Here is a 20,238-nt window from a genome sequence, read left to right on the forward strand (position 1 = left end):
AAATTTTGGATACGAACTGAAATTTTGTTTGTGTTAACACGTACTCAATTTTGAGTAGATAATAAAAAAGGCCCCCTGTTGATCAGGGGGCCTGAAAAATATCCGTTTAAAAGATTATTTCACAAATACCTCAGCGCTCTTGATCTTCTTACCACTTGCGTCTCTCAAAACAACAAAGTATAAACCTTTGCTGAAGCGTCTCAGGTCGATCTGGTGTAATTGATATTCCTGTGTTACAGGGAATACATTATCGTACACTTTACGTCCCATCCTGTCGTATACGGTAATACCTTGAGTGGTTGTAGTACCAGGGCTGTTATAGTAAGTAACTTTAAATTGTCCGTCGTTCGGGTTAGGGAAGACGAAGAGTTTATTACTTGGCAATGCAGCCATAGTGATCAGGTTAGACTGGTTGATACAAGTACCGGTAGCCTGGTCGGTAACCACTACTTTATAAACACCCAGGTTGTTTACACTCACAGTGTAGGTATTGCTGGTAGCACCCGGTATCAATACGTTATCCTTGTACCATGCAATATTCAATCCTGTAGCCGGAGTGGTTGCTGCTGTAATAGTAGCAGTCTGACCAGCCTGCAGGTCTGTTTTATCAGCAGTAATGGTTGCAGTTGGCAATACATTTACTGTTAATACAGATGCAGTTGAAACTGCAGGTGTAGCACAGGTTGCATTAGATAATAATGCCTGGTAACGGTAGCTATTAAAGCTTAAAGGAACATTGGTGATAGTTAAAGTAGCTGAAGTTGCACCTGAATATGGAGCAGCATTGGTGATGTTGGTCCATGTGGTACCACCATTGGTGCTTACCTGCCATTGGTAAATAAGCGGCACGGTGCTAGAACCTGCTACAGTAAAGCTGGTATTACCGGTGCTGCATATTGCGGTAGCAGCTGCAGGGTTGGTTGTAACCGTTGCAGGAGCGATCACTGTTAAAGTAACTGCAGTAGAATTAGCTGCAGGAGCGCAGGTACCGCTTACTACAACACGGTATTGATAAGTGGTAAGCGCAACTGTTGCGCCAGTTAGTGTAAGCGTAGCCGTTGTAGCGCCGCTGTAAACACCGCCATTTGCAATGTTGGTCCATGTACCACCGCCATTGGTGCTTACCTGCCATTGGTAGCTGATACCGGTACCGGTGGCAGCTGAAGTAAATGATGTATTAGAACCTGTACAGATAGTACTTGCAGCAGGCTGTGTAGTAACAGCAGGTGCAGTATTAACCGTTAATGTTGCTGTAGATGTAGTAGCACTGCCACATGAAGTGGTACCGCTTATAATTGCACGGTATTGGTTATTGTTCATACCTGCAGTAACGCCTGTAAGAGCCAATGTGGTGGTGGTGGCACCGCCATAAATACCACCGTTGGTAATGTTGGTCCAGCTGGTACCGCCATTGGTGCTTTCCTGCCATTGATAAGTTAAAGTAGGACCGGTAGCAGCTGTTGTAAAGCTGGTGTTGGATCCGGCACATATTACAGGAGAAAGTGGTTGTGTGGTAACAACGATCGGTACTGCAGCAGTAATTGCAAAATCAGTGTTGGAAATATCGAAGAAGATATTTCCGATCGCTTCTACTTTTATCCTTGCAGTAGCAGAGGGTGTATTAGGTAATGTAACCACTTCTGATCCATCGTTAGCTGTGCTGGCAAGCAGTACAGTCGGGAACGTATTACCACCATCAGTAGATAAAGATATCTTAACGTTGGCGCAGCTTACAGGTGCAGCCGTAGTATTATTTACATCCCATGTTACAGTTTGAGTAGAACCACCGCACCATGATACATTACTGTTGGGACTGCTTACTGCAAATGGACCGGCAGCTGCAGATACGGTAACCACCATATCAGCAAAAGCAGTCTGGCCTACAGCTAATGGAGTAGTTGAACTGTATGGATGGTTATCCCTTACAGTTAACCTGAAATTCAGTGTTCTGCCAACAGAGCTTAATGCTTCAATGTTTGCAATGGCATCACCGCCGGGTAATGGTGGTGTTACGTTCAGACCGGCCAGTATGGTTGATAATTTAGGGAATAACCTTGTTGGAGATAAAGTAGGTGAAAAAGATAACCAGTTTGGACCAGATGCTTTTGTTGGAGAAGCAACACTATTTGAACCTGAAACTGTAGAATTATCATTTTGTTCCCAGCAATAAGTCAACACATCACCCGGGTTAGCATCAGTTGCTGAACCGGTCAATGCAAATGGTGTGCTGATAGGAATAGTATAGTTGGTAAGAGATCCTACTACCGGTGTAGCATTATTGGCAGTAATATTAGTAGTAACCGGGCAGGTTTTCACCGCCAGGTTATTCTGGATCTGGTTGATAGAAGTTGCATGATAGATATCAATAGAGTGTGGTGCCACATCATAAGAAGTGATACCTGCATACGCCATGATAGTGATACCGGAACCTACTTCTTTATTCTGACCGGTACCTTCCAATGAAAAAGAGAAAGTATGGTTAGCACCCAACTGGTGACCTACTTCGTGTACCACGTAGTCAATATCAAAGTTGTCGCCCATTGGGATACCATCGGCAGGAGAAGTAAAACCACTTCCTTTACCGGAACCGCAAACGCAACCGATACAACCTGCGTTACCACCACCACCGGAAGCACCGAATAAGTGACCGATATCGTAGTTGGCATCGCCAATCACAGAAGTTAAAGTGTTCTGCAGTTCGCCATTCCATGCGCCACCCGCTCCTGTACCTGCAGGAGAATATGGATCTGTGGAAGGGTTATAATAAATAACGTTGGTGCTGGCCGCGATCAGGTTCAGGTGCAATGCAAGGTCTTTTTCATAACAACCATTGCAACGTGCGAGTGTATTATTGATGGCAGCAAGTACCAGGTTCACCTGTGCTGCACTGGTAGCACCAAAATAGTTAGAGTATTCTGCAGTAACGGACTGGGCTAAACGCATAGTTCTTAATTCACCTGCAGAGCTTCCCACAACATTAGAAGAGGGGAGTTGGCCTTTAAGTGTACTTGCAAATTGCTTGTCATCTGTAGAACAGGTCCATGGTAATTTGCCTTTTTCCCTCTGGGAATTGTATACTGCGTAAACAGTATGATCTTTTGAATACGGCTCAATGAACTCATTGTCTTTTTCAGTTCTGAAAACCATGGTTTGAATGCCCTGTGGAGAAATGCTCAGTTTTAAGCTGGCAGCCTTGTCAGTGATACCTCTTCCGGAAAATGCCCTGATCTCAGGAAATTTTGCCTGTAAAGCTGGTTCAAAGTTAGAAGCTTCCACTACTTCAAACTGCTCAAGCTTACCTGCTGCATTCGGTAAAGAGATCACTGTTGAGTGTTTGGCTTTGTTATCAACAATGGTAAATAATTCCTGCCTTAATGGTTCGAGGTTAAGGTTAAATAATTCGAACACTTTTGGAAAGGCTAATCTTGCTACAGCTTTGTCTGTAATGATACTACTGCGGCTTTCACTGTTTGAAGACCAGAATTTGTCTGTTTGTGAAAACCCTAAAGTAGTAAAAAACGCAAGGAGGAGTGTTAGGAGTAAAGTTTTTTTCATACTGTTAGTTTAGTTTTTGCTAATTTATTACTTTTTTTTGACCTGAAAATCCGACAATAAAAAAATACCAGAAATAGTAAATATTTTTTACAAAAGCCGGAGCCCTTGTGCATTTGCATTTACTTTTTCATAAAATCGCAGGCGCTTTTTTTACGGTTGCCTCCTCTCTTAAAGAAAGAAAATAAGTGCAACACGGCAAAGCTGCCGCCATCGTTTAACCGGTGATTAACCGGCGGGGAGTAGGGGATTAAAACTTAGGACATGGAATGCCTTTGTTTTCAGCAGGTTGTTTGATGTAGATCAAAGATATTTCCGAACCACCTCTTGTATTGGTGGCAGCTTTTAAGCTGGAAATATTTAAATCGTAGCTGGCGCCGATCCTGAGGCCGCCAAATTCCAAACCAATATAGGGTGCGATTGCATCATTAAAACGTATCCAGCTACCCAGGTAAACACTGGTTGGTTTGTCCTGGTCCTGGTTCAGGTTGGCAGCAATGGCAGCGCCCAACGTGGTTTCGCTGGCCTTATTCTGCACCTGGTGAATGATAGAAGTATGTAAGGTCAACTGGTCGCTTACCGGAAAGGAGCCACCGGCATGCACCGTGATACGGCCACTCAGGTACCAGTTCTTATCTTTAAAACTCACTTTGGGCCTGTTGATATGGTACATAGAAACACCCAGGTAATAGTTGTTGATACCATTGCTTGAACCGGAGTATAACACACCGGCATTCATATCAAAATAACTCTGGTTGTTACCGTTGGTGATGATATCCGAAGTAGTACCGGTAAAACCATTCTGCGTAAGCATATCCTGGAAGGTGAGTTTGGTAACATCCAGGCTAAGGCTGGAGTAAGTACCCTGGAAACCGGCGCCGATGGTACTGTAACCATTCTCATCAAGCGATTTATGATAAGACATAGAAACAGATCCGTAATTCAATTTTAAAATATTGTTGGCACTGGCATCTGTTAAACCGGAAACACCCACACCAAAAATATCATTTTCAGGAATGCGTTTAGCCAGTATTGGAAAATCGAGAGAAGCGCTTGAAGTTACATATGCTTTCGGTATAGAAGGCCATTGATCCCTGTGATTAGCAGCTAAGCGCCATAAGCCATTGAACTTACCTGTGAAGGCAGGATTTAAAGTTAACGGCGATGCAAAGAACTGCGAAAAATGCGGATCCTGTGCATGGGCAATTATAGAAGACAATAAAAGGGAAACGGCAAAAAATATTGATTTTCTCATTTTCGGTAACTGTTCTGCTAATTAAGATTAGGTGCTTTTCAGAAGCTTAAAGATAAGGATTTACAGCAAAAAGCTGCATTAAAAAGATCATTATTGTGTACTAAAAATGGCTAAAAACGCTAATTTACTGGCTTTGAGCCTCTAACCTGCACATCAGCTTTGTAATTTGGCGCCAAAAGCAAGGTCGCCGGCATCGCCCAGGCCGGGTACAATATACCCTTTGGCGGTTATCTCATCATCAATATCGCCGCACCAGATGGTGGCTTTAGGTTCAGCCCGTTTTACATACTCAATACCCACGGTACAGGCAATGGCACAAACAATGTGCAGCTCTTTAATATCGCCTTCTTCCTTTAAAAACTGGATGGACTTTACCAGCGAAGCGCCGGTGGCGATCATAGGATCGCTGATGATCACAACCCGGCCATCAATATCAGGGCAGCTCATGTATTCCAGGCTGATCTCGAAAGAGCCGTCATTATTATGTTTGCGGTAAGCGCTGATGAAAGCATTATCGGCCTTGTCAAAATAATTCAGCAGGCCATTGTGCATGGCCAGCCCGGCACGCAGAATAGTGGCCAGCACCGGTTGACTGGTCAAGACCTTGCTGGTGGAAGTGCCCAAAGGGGTAGTGATCTCTTTTTCTTCCCAGTCCAGCTTTTTGCTTATTTCATAGCCAATGATCTCGGCTATCCGCTCCAGGTTGCGCCTGAAACGCATACGGTCGCCCTGCACCTCCACATTGCGTAGTTCACTGATCCAGTTGCTGATCAAAGAGTGTTGCTGACTTAAGTTGATGACCATATCGATAGTTTTGGCTTTGAGGTTAGTAAGAATAGCAGTGCGAAACAAAACTAAATTAAAAATTTCCTTTCGGGCAGTTTTTTTATCCATAGTTTTCACATGGTCAGACGAGGGCGTCAGACCAAGGGTGCATGATCAGACGAGGGCGTCAGATCATGTGAAATACAAGGCCGACGCTCACGTCTGACCTTGTGAAATGCACGGTCTGACGCCTTCGTCTGACCGTGTAAGATGTAAGCTTTGGCGCCCCCGTGTGACCTTGTAATAAATCTTTAACATTGCATTTCAGAAAAATGTATTTTTATTGTAATCAAAAAACACACAATGAAAAGAATACCCGCTTTATTATTTATCGGAATAATAGTATTGTCAGCCTGCAGTAGTAACAATACCGATAAAAAAGCCACAGAGGTAAAGAGTAAATATGAAGAAACCAAGGAAACATTGGCAGATACAGAAAAGAAAAACCCTGTGCTGTTCTTAAAAGTGGACGGTCATGATAAACGCAACCTGATAGGACAGACCGTGGTAAAAGGTACGCTTACCAACAGCGCAAAAGTAGCCAGCTATAAAGACGTGGAATTAAGATTATCCTTTTACAGCAAAACCGGCAGCCTGCTGGAAGAAGACGCGGAAACTGTATTTGAAAGTATCGGGCCGGGTAAATCGGTGAATTTTAAAACAAAATATTTTGCACCCAAAGGTACAGATAGTGTAGCCCTAAAGGTTATGAATGCCAAAACCGAATAGCGCTATATAAATTTAAAACTGTCTCCATCAAATAAGCCCATATCACTGAGTTTTAAATGCGGTATCACCAGCAGCGCCATAAAAGAAAGCGTCATAAAAGGTGCAGCGAGTGTAGAACCCAGTTCTTCTTTTGTCATGGTATCAATAGCGGTATAGGCAGCGGCTACTTTGTAGCCATCATCATTGCTCATCAACCCGGCAACTGGCAGCGGTAAGACCATTTGGTTACTGTTGCTTACAGCACTTACACCACCCTGTGCATCGATGACGAGGTTAATGGCTTTTAATAGACTTGCATCATCTACACCTACGGCCACAATATTATGGCTGTCGTGCGCTACGGACGAAGCCATAGCGCCTTGTTTTAATCCAAAATTTTTAATGAAAGATATTGCAACGGGTGCATCCTTGTAACGGTTCACCACCACGATCTTTAAAATGTCGTTGGTAATATCTGCTTCGTAACAATTGCCTGTTATAAGCGGTTTGCAAACGATCTTGTTGGTGATCAACTGTCCATCTAATGCTTCAATAGCATAAATGGTTTCCGCAGCATCTTTTACAGGGTAACGAAGTGCTTCAACAGTTTTCTTTTCGCAGTTAAAATTATTGAGCACCGCAGCAGGTTGCGTTTTAATGAATGAATGGCCATGTTCGGCTACCAGTTGCCCGTTGATATAAGTTTGTATCACTTTAAAATTCTCCAGGTTTTCCATCACCACAAAGTCAGCGGCATCATTTACCCTTAATAAACCCACTTGCATTTTATAATGCAATACCGGGTTTACACAGGCGGCCTGCAATACTTTAAAAATATCCACGCCTTCGGCAACAGCACGTTCGCACAACTGGTTGATATGCCCCAATTCTAAACTATCGGGGTGTTTATCATCACTGCAGAACATCATCATCGCATAATGTTCATGCATCAATTCTATCAATGCTGCAAAATTTTTTGCGGCGCTGCCTTCACGTATCAAAATCTTCATGCCGTATCGTAATTTATCCAGCGCCTCGGCAGCAGTAAAGCATTCATGATCGGTACTGATACCGGCATCAATATATTTTTTTGCTGCATCACCCATCAGCCCGGGCGCATGTCCATCCACCGGCTTATGGTATTTTTTTGCCGCGGCAATTTTTTGCATCACTTCAGTATCGGCGTGCAATACTCCCGGAAAATTCATCATCTCGCTCAGGTAAAAAATATCCTCATTTTGCAAAAGACTGTCTACTTCATCCACATTTAATGTGGCGCCGGCCGTTTCAAAAACAGTGGCGGGCACACAGCTGGGCGCACCAAAATGAAATTTAAAAGGAACGGTCTTTCCATTGGCGATCATGAATTTTACTCCATCCATGCCGCATACATTGGCGATCTCGTGCGGATCGCTGATGGTGCCAACTGTACCATGCACCACGGCCAGCTTTGCAAATTCTGATGGTACCAGCATGCTGCTTTCAATATGCACATGACTGTCGATAAAACCCGGCAGTATAAAATGCTCCGTTTCAGGATGATGGTTCTTATGTGGTAAGCGGTTAATGGCAGTTATCTTTCCATCTGTTACATGCACTTCGCCGTAAAATATCTCTTTGTTGAAAATGTCAACAACATTGCCGTGTATCTTAAAAGAATTCATGATGATTTAATAGTGGTATAAGTTTTGCACCCGAACTGCAAGTTAATGGTTTAGTCAAAAAATATTTGCTTACAATTTTACTTTATATTGCGATCCTAAATTTTTTTAAAATGAAAAGTGTAATTATTTTCTGCCTCTTTATAATGATCATGGTGATTGCCCAGTTTGCCAATGCTCAAACAGTTGATGATGTGATAGAAAAAAATATTGCTGCCATGGGTGGTAAAGATAAACTGGCCACACTCAACAGCGTACGCATGGAGGGCAATTTATCTGTACAGGGCACCGATGTAAATATTGTCATCACCAAATTGCACAATGTGGGCATGCGCAATGATATTTCGGTAATGAGTACCGAAAATTACCAGATAGCCACACCAACCGGCGGTACTGTGTTCATGCCAGTTTTTGGCCAGGCCTCTCCACAGCCAATGCCCGACGATCAGTTGAAGTCTGCCCAGACTGCATTGGACCTGCATGGCACTTTTGTAAACTATAAAGAAAAAGGAACACAGCTGGAATTGCTGGGTAAAGAAGCGGTGGATGGTGTGGACTGCTATAAAGTAAAAGCCACTTTTAAGAACGGTAATGTTACTGTTTACTTTTACGATGCAAAGACCAACCTGTTATTAAAAACTTCTACTGAAGGTTCTGCCAACGGAGAAAAAGTAGATGTGTATACCATTTACAGTAATTATAAACAAAATGCGGATGGCTACTGGTTCGCTTATACCACTACCAATTCAAGAGGGCAAACTGATTTTGATAAGATAGAAACCAACATAAAAGTAGACGAGAAGATTTTTAAATAAATAACACAACCTCACACAATAAAAAAGCCCTTTTAAAAAGGGCTTTTTTAATATCATTAATTATTCATCCAGCAGGTCGGGCCTTTTCTCTTTGGTCCTTAATAAAGATTGTTCGTACCTCCATTCTTCCACCAGTTTATGATTGCCGCTCAATAATATTTCCGGCACTTTCCAGCCGCGGAATTCTTCGGGTCTGGTATATACCGGCGGCGCCAGCAAATTATCCTGGAAAGAGTCTGTCAAGGCACTGGTTTCATCATTCAGTACACCAGGTATCAGCCGGCCAATGGCATCTACCAAAACGGCTGCAGCAATTTCGCCGCCGCTCAGTACATAATCGCCAATGGAAATTTCTTTGGTAATAAAATGTTGCCGCACCCTTTCATCAATGCCTTTGTAATGTCCGCAGATCAGGAGCAGGTTATTTTTTAAAGAAAAACTATTGGCCATTTTCTGGTTAAAGGTTGCGCCGTCGGGTGTTAAGTAGATCACTTCATCATACACCGTTTCTTTTTGCAATGATTCAATTGCATTCACCAATGGTTCTATCATCATTACCATGCCGGCGCCGCCGCCAAAAGCATAATCATCCACCTGCGCCCTTGCATAAGTGGTATGGTCACGCAGGTTGATCACGTTCACTTCCAGCAAACCTTTTTCCTTTGCCCTTTTTAAAATAGAATGTGCAAAGGGGCTTTGCAACAGATCCGGAACAACCGAAATGATATCGATCTTCATTTTATACAACTTGTTTTAATAGATCATTCAGAAAGAAATTCATCCAGGTCTCTTTTATCTTTTTTAGTGGGCCTGCCCTGTTTGCTCATTCTTTTACCGGTATGAAAAACAGCCGCCTGGAATTTGATGCGGTCCAGTTCTTCAGCAGGGGTGATGTCAATATAAAATTGGATGGCCTCACTGTATTGCACCCGGTGATCGAGCAGGCCGGTAACTTTTATCACCCAGCGTTTGGCCTCGGTCTTTACTTCATATTCATCTCCAATATTTACAGTTTTGGAAGCCTTACAGTTATCACCATTATATTTCACCTTGCCCTTGTCGCAGGCATCTGCCGCCTGGCTGCGGGTCTTGAACAAACGGATGGCCCATAAATATTTATCCAGCCGCAACTTTTCCTTTTCCATGCTGCAAAAATAAATGCTTTTATACCAATGGTAACCGCTGTAGAAGGGATTTGCTTATTTTTAGTGCTTAAAAAATAAAATCTATGAAGTTCAGGATCATTGCTCTCAGTTTATGCTGCTTATTTTTCCTACAGTTGCTGCAAGCCCAGCGGGGCCGCATCAACTGGACACCCGATGGATACGCTTATACCAAAATGAAGGAAGGTAACATTGTAAGAGTGGATGCCCGGACAGAAGCGGAAACTGTGCTCATTAAAAAAGAACAGTTAACGCCCGCTGGTGGCAAAGCACTGATGCCGCAGTCCTATGCTTTTAGTGCCGATAACAGCAAGCTGCTGGTATTTACCAACACAGCCAAAGTATGGCGCTACAATACCCGTGGCGATTACTGGGTGCTGGATATTGCTGCCAATAAATTGACACAACTCGGTAAGGGGCGTCCTGCGCAATCATTGATGTTTGCCAAATTCTCGCCCGATGGAAAAAAAGTAGGTTATGTAAGTGAACACAATTTGTATGTGGAAGATGTGAATACCAACGTGATCAAAAAACTTACTGCCGACGGTACCAGGAAACTGATCAACGGAACTTTTGACTGGGTGTACGAAGAAGAATTTGGCTGCCGCGATGGTTTTCGCTGGAGCCTGGATGGCAATAAGATCGCCTTCTGGCAGGTGGATGCCAACAAGATCAGGGATTATTATATGCTCAATACCACCGACAGCAATTATTCAAGAGTGATACCGGTGGAATACCCAAAAGTAGGTGAAGCGCCGTCGCCGGTTAAGATCGGTGTGGTGGATGTAACATCAGGTGTTATCAACTGGATGCAGATAGATGGCGATCCGCAACAACATTACCTGCCAAGAATGGAATGGAGTGGCTACAATGAATTAATTGTACAACAGCTCGATCGCAAACAACAGGAAAGTAAACTGATCTATTGCAATACATCCGATGGCAGCAGCCGTACTTTCTGGGCCGAGAATGATGAGGCCTGGGTGGACCTGAATTCTGCTGATATATTTGGTGAGCCGGGTGGATTTTCATTTATCAATAAAGGACAGAGTTTTATATGGGTGAGTGAAAAAGACGGCTGGCGCCATATTTACAAGATCAGCCGCGATGGCAGAACAGAAACCTTGCTGACAAAAGGCAATTATGATATCGGTGATATCAAGTGTATTGATGAAGCCAATAATTACATCTATTTTACCGCATCACCTTCCAATGCCACACAATTGTATCTATATCGTGTACGTATAGAAAATAAAACAAGCATCCTCGATAAATTCAAAAAACCAAAAGAAGAAGCGGAGTTGCTAAGTGCAGAAAATTTAGTAGGTACCCACAACTACAATATTTCGCCCAACGGAAGATTTGCCACGCATTCCTTTTCCAACTACAATACCAGGCCGGTAACGGAATGGATCACGCTGCCGGATAACAAACCATTCAGCGAAGCGAAAAGCATTGCTGCTAATATTAAAACTGATAACAGCAATGATGTAGAGTATATACAGATCACCACCGAGGATAATGTAACGGTAGACGCATGGGTAAACAAACCGGCCAATTTTAATCCTGCAAAAAAATACCCGGTAGTAATGTATGTATATGGCGAACCTGCATCCAGCACGGTGCAAAACAGTTACGGCGGCCAGCGTAATTTTTTATACGATGGCGATATGAGGGCTGATGGATATATACAGGTTTCGGTAGATAACCGCGGTACGCCAATGTTGAAAGGCGCTAAATGGCGTAAGTCAATTTATCGCAAGATCGGTATCATCAATATCAGGGACCAGGCCATGGCGATGAAGAAATTACTGGAAGAAAGGCCTTATTTTGATAAGGACCGTGTGGCAGTTTGGGGATGGAGTGGTGGAGGATCTTCCACACTTAACCTCATGTTCCAGTATCCCGAAATATTTAAAACGGGTATTTCCATCGCAGCTGTGGGCAACCAATTGAACTATGATAATATCTACCAGGAACGCTACATGGGATTGCCGCAGGAGAACAGGGAAGATTTTGTAAAAGGATCACCCATTACCTACGCAAAAAATTTAAAAGGTAATTTATTGTACATACATGGTACAGGAGATGATAATGTGCACTATGATAATGCAGAACAGTTACTGAATGAATTGATAAAATATAATAAACAATTCCAGTTTATGCCTTATCCCAACCGCACGCACAGCATTTCGGAAGGAGAAGGAACCTGGCAGCATTTGACCACTTTGTACACCACTTATTTAAAACAACACTGCGAGCCAGGCGCTAAATAATTTAGAATAATTTTCAGCTGCAATAAAAAGGGTCCCGTCATGGCGGGACCCTTTTTATTTTTTGGGCTTTAAACTATTGGCAAGCCATTTGGTCTTACCGTTAGAAAATAATACATATGAAAAAATATTTTGGAAAAATGATGTTATTGCTGCTGGTAGGATTTGCATCCATTACAGCAGCCGATGCACAGATCGTAGTAAAAGTGCGGCCCGGTCCGCCGGTAGTAAGAGCAAGGCCAGTTGCGCCTTCGCCTAAGCATGTATGGGTAGGCGGTAATTATGTTTGGCGTGGGGGTAAATATGAGTACACCGAAGGTTATTGGGCCGTACCTCCCAGGGCCCGGGCTGTATGGGTGGAAGGCCATTGGCAACACCGCCGTGGTGGATGGGTGTGGGTACCCGGCCACTGGAGAAGGTAAATAACGCATAGTTTTAACGGGGTTCTTATAATTAAGCCGGGCCTGCCATAGTGCAGGCCCGCTTATTTACAGGCAACTGTTAAATTTTTCTTTGGCATAATGTTAGCAGTACTACTGTCGTTATCAGTAAAATTCAATTATGAAAAAAATACTCACGGCCGTATTGCTTTTCGTTACTTATTGTACTGCTGCTCAGCGCAACAGGTTGAGCGAAGATCATGAAAACTTTTTCCGCTTTGGTGCAAAGGGTGGTGTTAATGTAAATAAGATCACCGGTCAATCATATAAAAGCGGGTACAATTATAATTACCAGGTAGGCGGTTTTGTACAATTTAATTTTTCGAGAAGATTTGGCATACAGCCCGAAGTGAATTTTGTACAAACCTCTTCCGAATTCAGCAACGATCCTAATGATATTTATGATGATCTGTTCAGAGATGGCAGCCAGAAAAAATCTACTTTGAATTACCTGGAAGTGCCTGTTTTCCTGAATGTGAACCTTGGTCCCAGTAAAAGAATAAAACTCCAGGTAGGCCCATCTTACGGAGGTTTATTAAAACAAACTACCGACAGCCTTAAAAGCAATGGCAATATTTATAAGAATGCAGAGTGGAGCGCTATAGGCGGTCTGTGGATACAATTGCCCCTCATCAACCTGGGTGCAAGATATAAATTAGGCCTTACCGATATCAATGCAGTGGACGATCGCCAGACATGGAAAAGCCAGGCAATTCAGGTATTCGTTGGCGTTACCTTTTAGTATCAACGGAGATTGATTTTGTTTTTGTACGGAGTACTTTGTATATTAGAAGTATAATCTCCCACCATGCAAAACATACCGCTCGATCATTTATTAATGATAGATATAGAAACTGTACCCCAGTTTGCTTTATTTGATGAATTAACAGCCGACTGGAAACAACTATGGGAAGAAAAAACCCAGCGCAGTTTACCCGATTATACATCTGCCGGAGAGTTCTATCCGCAAAGGGCCGGTGTAATGGCCGAGTTTGCAAAGATCGTTTGTATCAGTATCGGTTATTTCAATAAACAGGGGAATACATTACAACTCCGTGTAAAATCATTTTATGGGGATGATGAAAAAAAACTGCTGCAGGATCTTATTGTAACAGTAAACCAGATGGAAGCAAAGAATAACCGCTGGAGTTTTGCAGGGCACAATATAAAAGAGTTTGATATTCCCTTTATCTGCCGCAGGCTTTTAATAAACAGGTTGCATATACCTGCTTATCTCGATTTTCAGCACATGAAACCATGGGACACCAATATTGTAGACACATTCCAGTACTGGCGTTTTGGCGATTACAAAAATTATACTTCTTTAAAATTACTCGCTGCGGCGCTAGGTGTTCCCTCTCCCAAAGATGATATTGATGGCAGCATGGTGGCAGAAGTATACTGGAAACAAAAAGACCTGGAGCGTATTGTAACTTATTGTCAAAAAGATGTGTTGACCACCGCTAACATCATCCTGCGTTTCAGGAATATGGACCTGCTGACAGATGAAGCGGTGGTGATAGTAAAATAAGAATTGCCTGTTGCTGTAAAATAAAATGCCCCCGTCAACTGACAGGGGCATTTATTTTATGGTGCCGTGAATTTTATTCTACGAACACTTTTAAGGTAGTAACATTATCTGCATCTATCACTTTTACAAAGTACAGCCCTTTGCTCATGGTTGCAGTATTAATCTGCAAATGTGTTTGCGCTGTAGTGGTTTGATAAACCAGTTTGCCCGCAGCATTCAGCACCTGTACAGTTGACTGCTGTGTACCTGTTTTGCTGATATACAGATTGATCGCATCTTTTGCAGGATTAGGTACCACTTCTGCAGTGTAGTTGGAATTGAACAATGCCTTCTTGATATCTGAATAATCATATTTATTGTCCTTATCCACTTCTTTCAGGCGGTAATAATTCACGCCCCTCATTGGTGCATAATCGTAGGTGCTGTAATCAATGCGATGGCTGCTGTTACCTGCTGCTGCAACTGTTGCAATAGCATTCCATGTTCTGCCATCAATAGACCTTTCGATCACAAAATAGCTGCTGTTGATCTCCTGCTCAGTGCTCCAGGTAATTTTTGCGGTGTTGTCAACTTTCTGCACATTGAAGGAGTTGAGTTTAACAGCCAGTAAAGCATTATCGTTCCTGGTATACCAGATAGGAGAAGTAATGATCCTGCTGGTACCATTGGTGATATCCAGGTAATAGTAACCGGTAGCATTGTTGGCTAAATTGATATCAGTGAATTTTAAACTGCTGCCGATAGCAGAATCAATTTTGATCGCTGACACGCCGCTGCCCGGTATACCAAACATCACACGGATAACTGCTGCTGCAGTAGAAGTGGTGGCATCAGTTAATTGCACTGCAATATTCGGAGCAAACCTGTCCAAAAGTATAGAACCCATTATCTTGGTGTTGATCGTGAAATCCACCTTGGTATCACAATCCTGTGTGGCATAGAAATTCATATTGCGCATACCACCACAATAGCTGTCTTGGTCAACACAGGTGCAATGATCGCTGTTCTTGAATAAGTGGTATGACCAAAAGTAGTGTTGTGGTTATCATGATCCATAGTTGGGCCGAGGTGATAACCTAATGACAACATTTTTTGATAATAGAACAGATACGACAATGAAGAACCAGGATTTGAATACGTGGTATTGGTAGAAGTTGCAGGTCCGCTTTCTACTGCAGAGCCGGTGATGGCATTATCTGCAACCGGGTCGTATGCAATATTGGCAAGGTTATTATAGTCAGTAAGATTAGGATGCGCCAGTGTAGCAAAAGTATTTTTCGCCACATTATCATTCACGGTTTTAAATAAACCGGTGCTGCCGGTATAAATACTCTTCGGCACATACACGTCGTAATTATTAGCAGCGCCCCATGCACCGGCACCACTTTCCCAACCCCAAAGATCATCCATACCATCGCCGTATACCACTACGTGGCCGCCGCCGCTGATAACACCCCATTCCATACCATACAAAGCCAGGAAGCCCGGATGTGCGGAAGTGAAGTTGTTGGCTTCGGTAGAACCGGAATGGAATAACGGAATGGTATTACCAGGGTTATTTACCGAAGAGAAGTGGATGTGTTCATATATACCCAGGTAATCCATACACTGCGCTGTCATAGCATACGTATAATCATCAGTGGGTGTATAGCCAGGATGATCTCGGTTACCATCTGAATAATCAGAGTGATTGCGCACATTATTTCTCTGCTTATGCTCACGTCAGCCGAAGTATGAACGAACCATTAGAAGCTAAAAAGAACATTTCTGATGCTTTCTTAATAAAATTTCAGAATACTATAGAAAATCTGCATTTCTTTTTTATCTCTGCAAAACTTGCAATAATTTTCCAATCTTAACCTCTTTCGGCGTGTTATTGAGTTTCTGTCCCTTGACTTTGACCGGTATCAGCCCTCGGATGTTTAACTTCTGCTGTCCTTGCGAATCATCGGATTCGATGTCGGCTTCGATACCATCGACTGCAAACTCCTTGCAATTCATCTGAGGGATAACGGACAATTCAGCCTGCAATTTTGACTAATATTTCCTCTTCTTTTTTTTTAATTTCCCCACTAAAATTGTCGAGTTTGGCTCAATTTTCAGTTTTTCTATGGTGAGGCATTGGACGGTTGAAGCAGTGAGGGCTGAGTCTGTAAATGTATTTTACAAATTTGGCTCATCACCAAAACTCAAATACCATCTATGGTAGCCGCATGCGCGATCCTCAGCTTCAAATTCCCCAAATTCATTGGAATGGCGAGAGGATTGTGCAATGGGCAGAGGACTCGATAGCGCTCTCCAACCGGGACGATCCGTTGACGTCGGTTGTTCGTTGCGGAAGAAGCAACGAGGGAAGGCAGAAGGAGGAAGGAAGTCGTTGGACCTGGAACTTGTCAATTTAAGATAGCTTATGAGGTAGATATCAAGTTATCTGGCTAATGAAAATATTTTTCATAATTTAATCACTTGTAAAAGTGGTTTTTTATACCAAAGAAATTTTTAGTTTATCAATCAGGTTTATATTATTTCATCGTCAAAGTTGTCAAATTCATTTCATCGCCCCTATATACGATAGAAATTGGATCACTAATATCATATTCTTCACCTGCGACAGCATGGAACGCTGCTCTCTCCAAATTTTCTAAGTTTTCCGTATAGAATTTCGCCAACTCCGCGCTTGGCGTTTCTCCGAAAATCACTGTAATGTCCCCCTCGATCTGGGGACAAGGCAGAGTAAACCCGAGCTGAAACCCTCAATGTTTCAATGATCTTTTGTTTTTAAATCTCTACTTTTTTAGCATCATTATTCTGGAGCGCTATTTGGACAATAATGATGAAGGTGCGGAGGGACTCCTTTTGGACGTCATCAGACAGACTGAAATGAAATCTTATAATGAAATACAGCAAAAATTACCAACAATGAAAAAGCTCATTTTGCAAATTCCAAGAGAAAATGAACTATGGCTCGTGGAAAAATGCAATTTTCTCTCGCTTTTTCAAATAATGTGGCATTATTTTCCATATGCAATCACCTGATCGATGAAGTCAACAATCGCCGCGAGAATTCGATCGCCGATGTGGCGTTCGACGCGTCATTGCACAGCGACGCGTAGAGCTGACGCTGAATGACGAACATTTGGAGAGTTTCAATTTCCAAGGAAAAACCTCGATTCCACCCCACTGTCGGTCGATGTAGACTGCGGTACAGGAGCGATAACATGCTGAAATTCTTTATTCTTTCCAAAAAAAATCTTCCGTGCCTCTCAAATATTTTAAAATCAATTAATTAACCATTTTATCTTTCAAGCATCGTTTTTTCTCTCAAATACGGATTCGCAACTAACCTATCGCCAAATGATTGATGTCCGATTTTAAGAATCTGTTGGCCGCGAGAATTGAGTAGAAAGACGCCTTCCTCTGCCTCTTAGCAATCGAGAAGCACCTGGCCGCCTCGGATTGAATGATTGCCACGCTGAGGTCGACTTCCTGAAAAATTAATTTTTTTAAATATACAATTAAAGTTACCGAGGAAGTGTTCAACTTCGTCAATAGCATCGCCGCCTCGCGAGGCATGTCCAATTCGGTTAGAATGCGACAAATGTTGACAGCACAGCGCAGAATGCTAGTGTATCTTCTGGAAATTGGGAAGTCTCAAGAAATTCTTTTTATTTTTTTTCAGGAATACAGAACTCATTTTCACTAATTCCTTACCCTCCATACTGAATCAGGTAGACGAACGCGTTTTCCAGGTAGTGGATCGGGAATTGCCGTGTTTGAGCGTGACTCAGGTACGTTGTCAGAGCGCACATTTCCTGCAAGTTAATTATTATTTCGAAAAAAAATTATTCTTATTTTTAACCAAAGCTGTGGCCTGATATAGATACGCTTCGTTATGTTCAAAGTCCTTTTTGACTGTTCGGTACTGTTGCTGAGCGAATCCGTGTAAGCCGAAGAGAAAGGAAATGTCCGCTAAGCGACGCAATTGCATTTCGTTCGACTCGGTGCTGTAGCTGAAATTATATCAGTTAGCATCGTACCACTGATAACCTGATAACAGACCTGATACTGGTCTGCGGTTGAGTATTTGTTGCCTGTGATGACTGCAGCCATTTCTTGACTCCACTCGTCAGCGACCTTCCGATGATTCCTCGTCTCGCTGCTGTCTGCTCTGTCAGGGTCCTCATCAATTTCTCGACGTGGGCTGTCTGAATCATGATCGCTGAATAATGACAAGCTCGTTTGCTAATAAGAATAAGAACCTACCAGTTAAAGCTAACTAGCTCTTGCCATTTTCAAAGTGGTACTTATCATTTATAGAATCACTTTTTTACAGAATGTAACATAATGCACCATAAGGCTTACCACAGATAGCCTATTATTTTACTAAACTCACTAAATTCTTCGTCGTGAACTTTTCAATGACACTCCGAATCGCTTCTCGGTCAGCTGTTGACAGTTGTCGATTTGAGTTTGCAGTAGCTGAAATATCAACCTTTTTTTCAGAAAATCTAGATGATCATACCTAAAAACGACGATGACACGGACGGAACTGAGCTGATCACGTAGGATGGCGAAATCGTAGAAACGGTTTGAGTCTGAAGTCATCTAGTTATCGATTTATCATTAAAATTGCAGTCTTACCGCGGTTTGAGCTGATTCAGCTTCTGCCGCTTTCATAGCTGCGTGTTTTCTGAAAGAATAATCTTTATCATCACTCTTATGCTTCGTTACATCTCGCATCACTCATTTCATCTAGCCTTTCTCAATCTTTAAAATTTTATGATTTTCTAGAATTTCTCTTAACTTTTTATCGTCCTTATTACTCTTATTACCTACCTAGCTCTTTCCAGTCCTCTCTGCAGCAGTTTCTCATACTGTTCCTGTTCAGCCCAGAGATCTTCTAGTCCTTCTCCTTCTCCAGTGCTAGTCGTTAATTTGATCATGTCGCAGGAATCCGGTCCGTAGAAGGAGCACATTTGCGTGAACACCGATTCGCATCTAAATTTGCGCTGATAAAACTGAAGACATCTCAGCCGAGTCTTCTTTACTCTTTTCTACTATTGGGTATGTATAGTGGACAAACTTACAATTGAGGATCATCTATAGTCGAGTCACAGAGGAGGATGTAGTGTTTCATCGTGTTTGGAGTCATCCATTTGGGTTGAGCGCAGAATGCTGGGGTCACTCCACGCTCGGTCGAGGAATGCTATAAATTCTTACCATTTTGTCAGTTCTTATAACTCCAGTTACAGCTCCTTATTAGTAAAGTTATCACTCAATTCATTATTAGTGCCAATAACTATTTTCTATTCAATTAATTTATCCAATTGTATAAAAAAATAGTTGCTTTAAGTTTCTATCGTAGTTATTATTCATCATCAATATTTATCGATCCTCATCGTCTCCTACTTGCATGGTGTGCTGGGTCTGGACCAGCTTGCTCAACTCGCTCATTGGATTCTCATCGTGTGGTGAAACAACAAAGACACATGCGATGAAGTGCCGCAGAGTCTCCTGAATATACCACCCAGTTTTTTCTGCATATTTTGACATTGAAATATACCTGCTCGACCGGCTCTGCCCATCTTTGGACACAAGAAAGGAATTGCTGTACGCCGATGTCAAGGGAATTCGCATTGGCGAGTGACTGAAATCGGGATACTTTTTTTTAGAATTCTAAACAAAATGCTAACCTCATGCAGGACGTGTGGCAGCACCGATAAAGAGAGTAGGTGACCTTCTCTTCGCAGATCTCTGAAGTCGAGCGAAACTGACGTTGAAGTGGGATGGGGAGAGGTTGGGTCCTGAAAGTTATCGGAATTTCAGAAGATGGAACAAAAAGTTTCGTTAATGCTACGCGCTCTTGAGTTATTGATCAAAAAGGCAATAAATTCAAAAAGTGAAGACAAAAAATCGAGCAAAATCAGTAAGTTTACAAATCATTGATCGAAAAAATCGGGAAATTCTAGAGACGAACCCTTAGTTGAATCTGCTGATTGGAGAACGCAGTGAAAA

Annotated in this window: 14 protein-coding genes; 6 read left to right on the forward strand and 8 right to left on the reverse strand. The window is 42.4% G+C overall.

The window, feature by feature from the left end:
* Positions 1-114: 114 nt before the first annotated feature.
* From QM738_RS10650 to upp, 3 genes are all read right to left on the reverse strand, one after another.
* Entirely contained in the window at positions 115-3,555 is a 3,441-nt protein-coding gene (locus QM738_RS10650) for a reprolysin-like metallopeptidase (protein WP_462276677.1), read from the reverse strand.
* 247 nt (positions 3,556-3,802) lie between these two features.
* Positions 3,803-4,807, reverse strand: a complete 1,005-nt coding sequence (locus QM738_RS10655) for a PorP/SprF family type IX secretion system membrane protein (protein WP_462276678.1) — start codon at positions 4,805-4,807, stop codon at positions 3,803-3,805.
* A 153-nt stretch (positions 4,808-4,960) separates the two neighbouring features.
* Complete coding sequence (upp, locus tag QM738_RS10660; RefSeq protein ID WP_462276679.1) at positions 4,961-5,611, reverse strand: uracil phosphoribosyltransferase; 651 nt, start codon at positions 5,609-5,611, stop codon at positions 4,961-4,963.
* A gap of 324 nt (positions 5,612-5,935) precedes the next feature.
* Here upp and QM738_RS10665 point away from each other — a divergent pair, with 324 nt between their 5' ends.
* Positions 5,936-6,361, forward strand: a complete 426-nt coding sequence (locus tag QM738_RS10665; RefSeq protein WP_462276680.1) for an FxLYD domain-containing protein — start codon at positions 5,936-5,938, stop codon at positions 6,359-6,361.
* 2 nt (positions 6,362-6,363) lie between these two features.
* Here QM738_RS10665 and ade read toward each other — a convergent pair whose 3' ends face one another.
* Positions 6,364-8,004 carry an adenine deaminase gene (gene ade / locus QM738_RS10670; RefSeq protein WP_462276681.1) on the reverse strand — a complete coding sequence of 547 codons (1,641 nt, stop codon included), beginning with the start codon at positions 8,002-8,004 and terminating at the stop codon, positions 6,364-6,366.
* Between the two features lie 110 nt (positions 8,005-8,114).
* Here ade and QM738_RS10675 point away from each other — a divergent pair, with 110 nt between their 5' ends.
* The gene (locus tag QM738_RS10675; protein ID WP_462276682.1) at positions 8,115-8,816 is read left to right on the forward strand and encodes a hypothetical protein; all 702 of its coding nucleotides are present in this window, start codon (positions 8,115-8,117) and stop codon (positions 8,814-8,816) included.
* 60 nt (positions 8,817-8,876) lie between these two features.
* Here the strand turns inward: QM738_RS10675 and trmD are convergent, their stop codons facing one another.
* Together trmD and QM738_RS10685 are read right to left on the reverse strand one after the other, a co-directional pair.
* Positions 8,877-9,554 carry a tRNA (guanosine(37)-N1)-methyltransferase TrmD gene (trmD, locus tag QM738_RS10680; protein WP_462276683.1) on the reverse strand — a complete coding sequence of 226 codons (678 nt, stop codon included), beginning with the start codon at positions 9,552-9,554 and terminating at the stop codon, positions 8,877-8,879.
* A 23-nt stretch (positions 9,555-9,577) separates the two neighbouring features.
* Positions 9,578-9,961, reverse strand: a complete 384-nt coding sequence (locus QM738_RS10685) for an RNA-binding S4 domain-containing protein (RefSeq protein WP_462276684.1) — start codon at positions 9,959-9,961, stop codon at positions 9,578-9,580.
* A gap of 83 nt (positions 9,962-10,044) precedes the next feature.
* Between QM738_RS10685 and QM738_RS10690 the strand changes: the two genes are divergently transcribed.
* The 4 genes from QM738_RS10690 (at position 10,045) to QM738_RS10705 (ending at position 14,223) form a co-directional block, all read left to right on the forward strand.
* Positions 10,045-12,255 (forward strand): S9 family peptidase, encoded by a 2,211-nt coding sequence (locus tag QM738_RS10690; protein WP_462276685.1) that lies wholly within the window; start codon positions 10,045-10,047, stop codon positions 12,253-12,255.
* 116 nt (positions 12,256-12,371) lie between these two features.
* Complete coding sequence (locus QM738_RS10695) at positions 12,372-12,674, forward strand: hypothetical protein (RefSeq protein ID WP_462276686.1); 303 nt, start codon at positions 12,372-12,374, stop codon at positions 12,672-12,674.
* Positions 12,675-12,813: 139 nt separating this feature from the next.
* The gene (locus QM738_RS10700; RefSeq protein ID WP_462276687.1) at positions 12,814-13,434 is read left to right on the forward strand and encodes a porin family protein; all 621 of its coding nucleotides are present in this window, start codon (positions 12,814-12,816) and stop codon (positions 13,432-13,434) included.
* 66 nt (positions 13,435-13,500) lie between these two features.
* Entirely contained in the window at positions 13,501-14,223 is a 723-nt protein-coding gene (locus tag QM738_RS10705; protein WP_462276688.1) for a ribonuclease H-like domain-containing protein, read from the forward strand.
* Positions 14,224-14,296: 73 nt separating this feature from the next.
* Here QM738_RS10705 and QM738_RS10710 read toward each other — a convergent pair whose 3' ends face one another.
* Together QM738_RS10710 and QM738_RS10715 are read right to left on the reverse strand one after the other, a co-directional pair.
* Positions 14,297-15,181 (reverse strand): T9SS type A sorting domain-containing protein, encoded by an 885-nt coding sequence (locus tag QM738_RS10710; RefSeq protein ID WP_462276689.1) that lies wholly within the window; start codon positions 15,179-15,181, stop codon positions 14,297-14,299.
* Positions 15,169-15,843, reverse strand: a complete 675-nt coding sequence (locus QM738_RS10715; protein WP_462276690.1) for a hypothetical protein — start codon at positions 15,841-15,843, stop codon at positions 15,169-15,171. The genes QM738_RS10710 and QM738_RS10715 overlap by 13 nt, the downstream gene beginning before the upstream one ends.
* Positions 15,844-20,238 lie beyond the last annotated feature (4,395 nt).

This window comes from Ferruginibacter sp., from assembly GCF_049840995.1.
Lineage (GTDB): Bacteria > Bacteroidota > Bacteroidia > Chitinophagales > Chitinophagaceae > Ferruginibacter.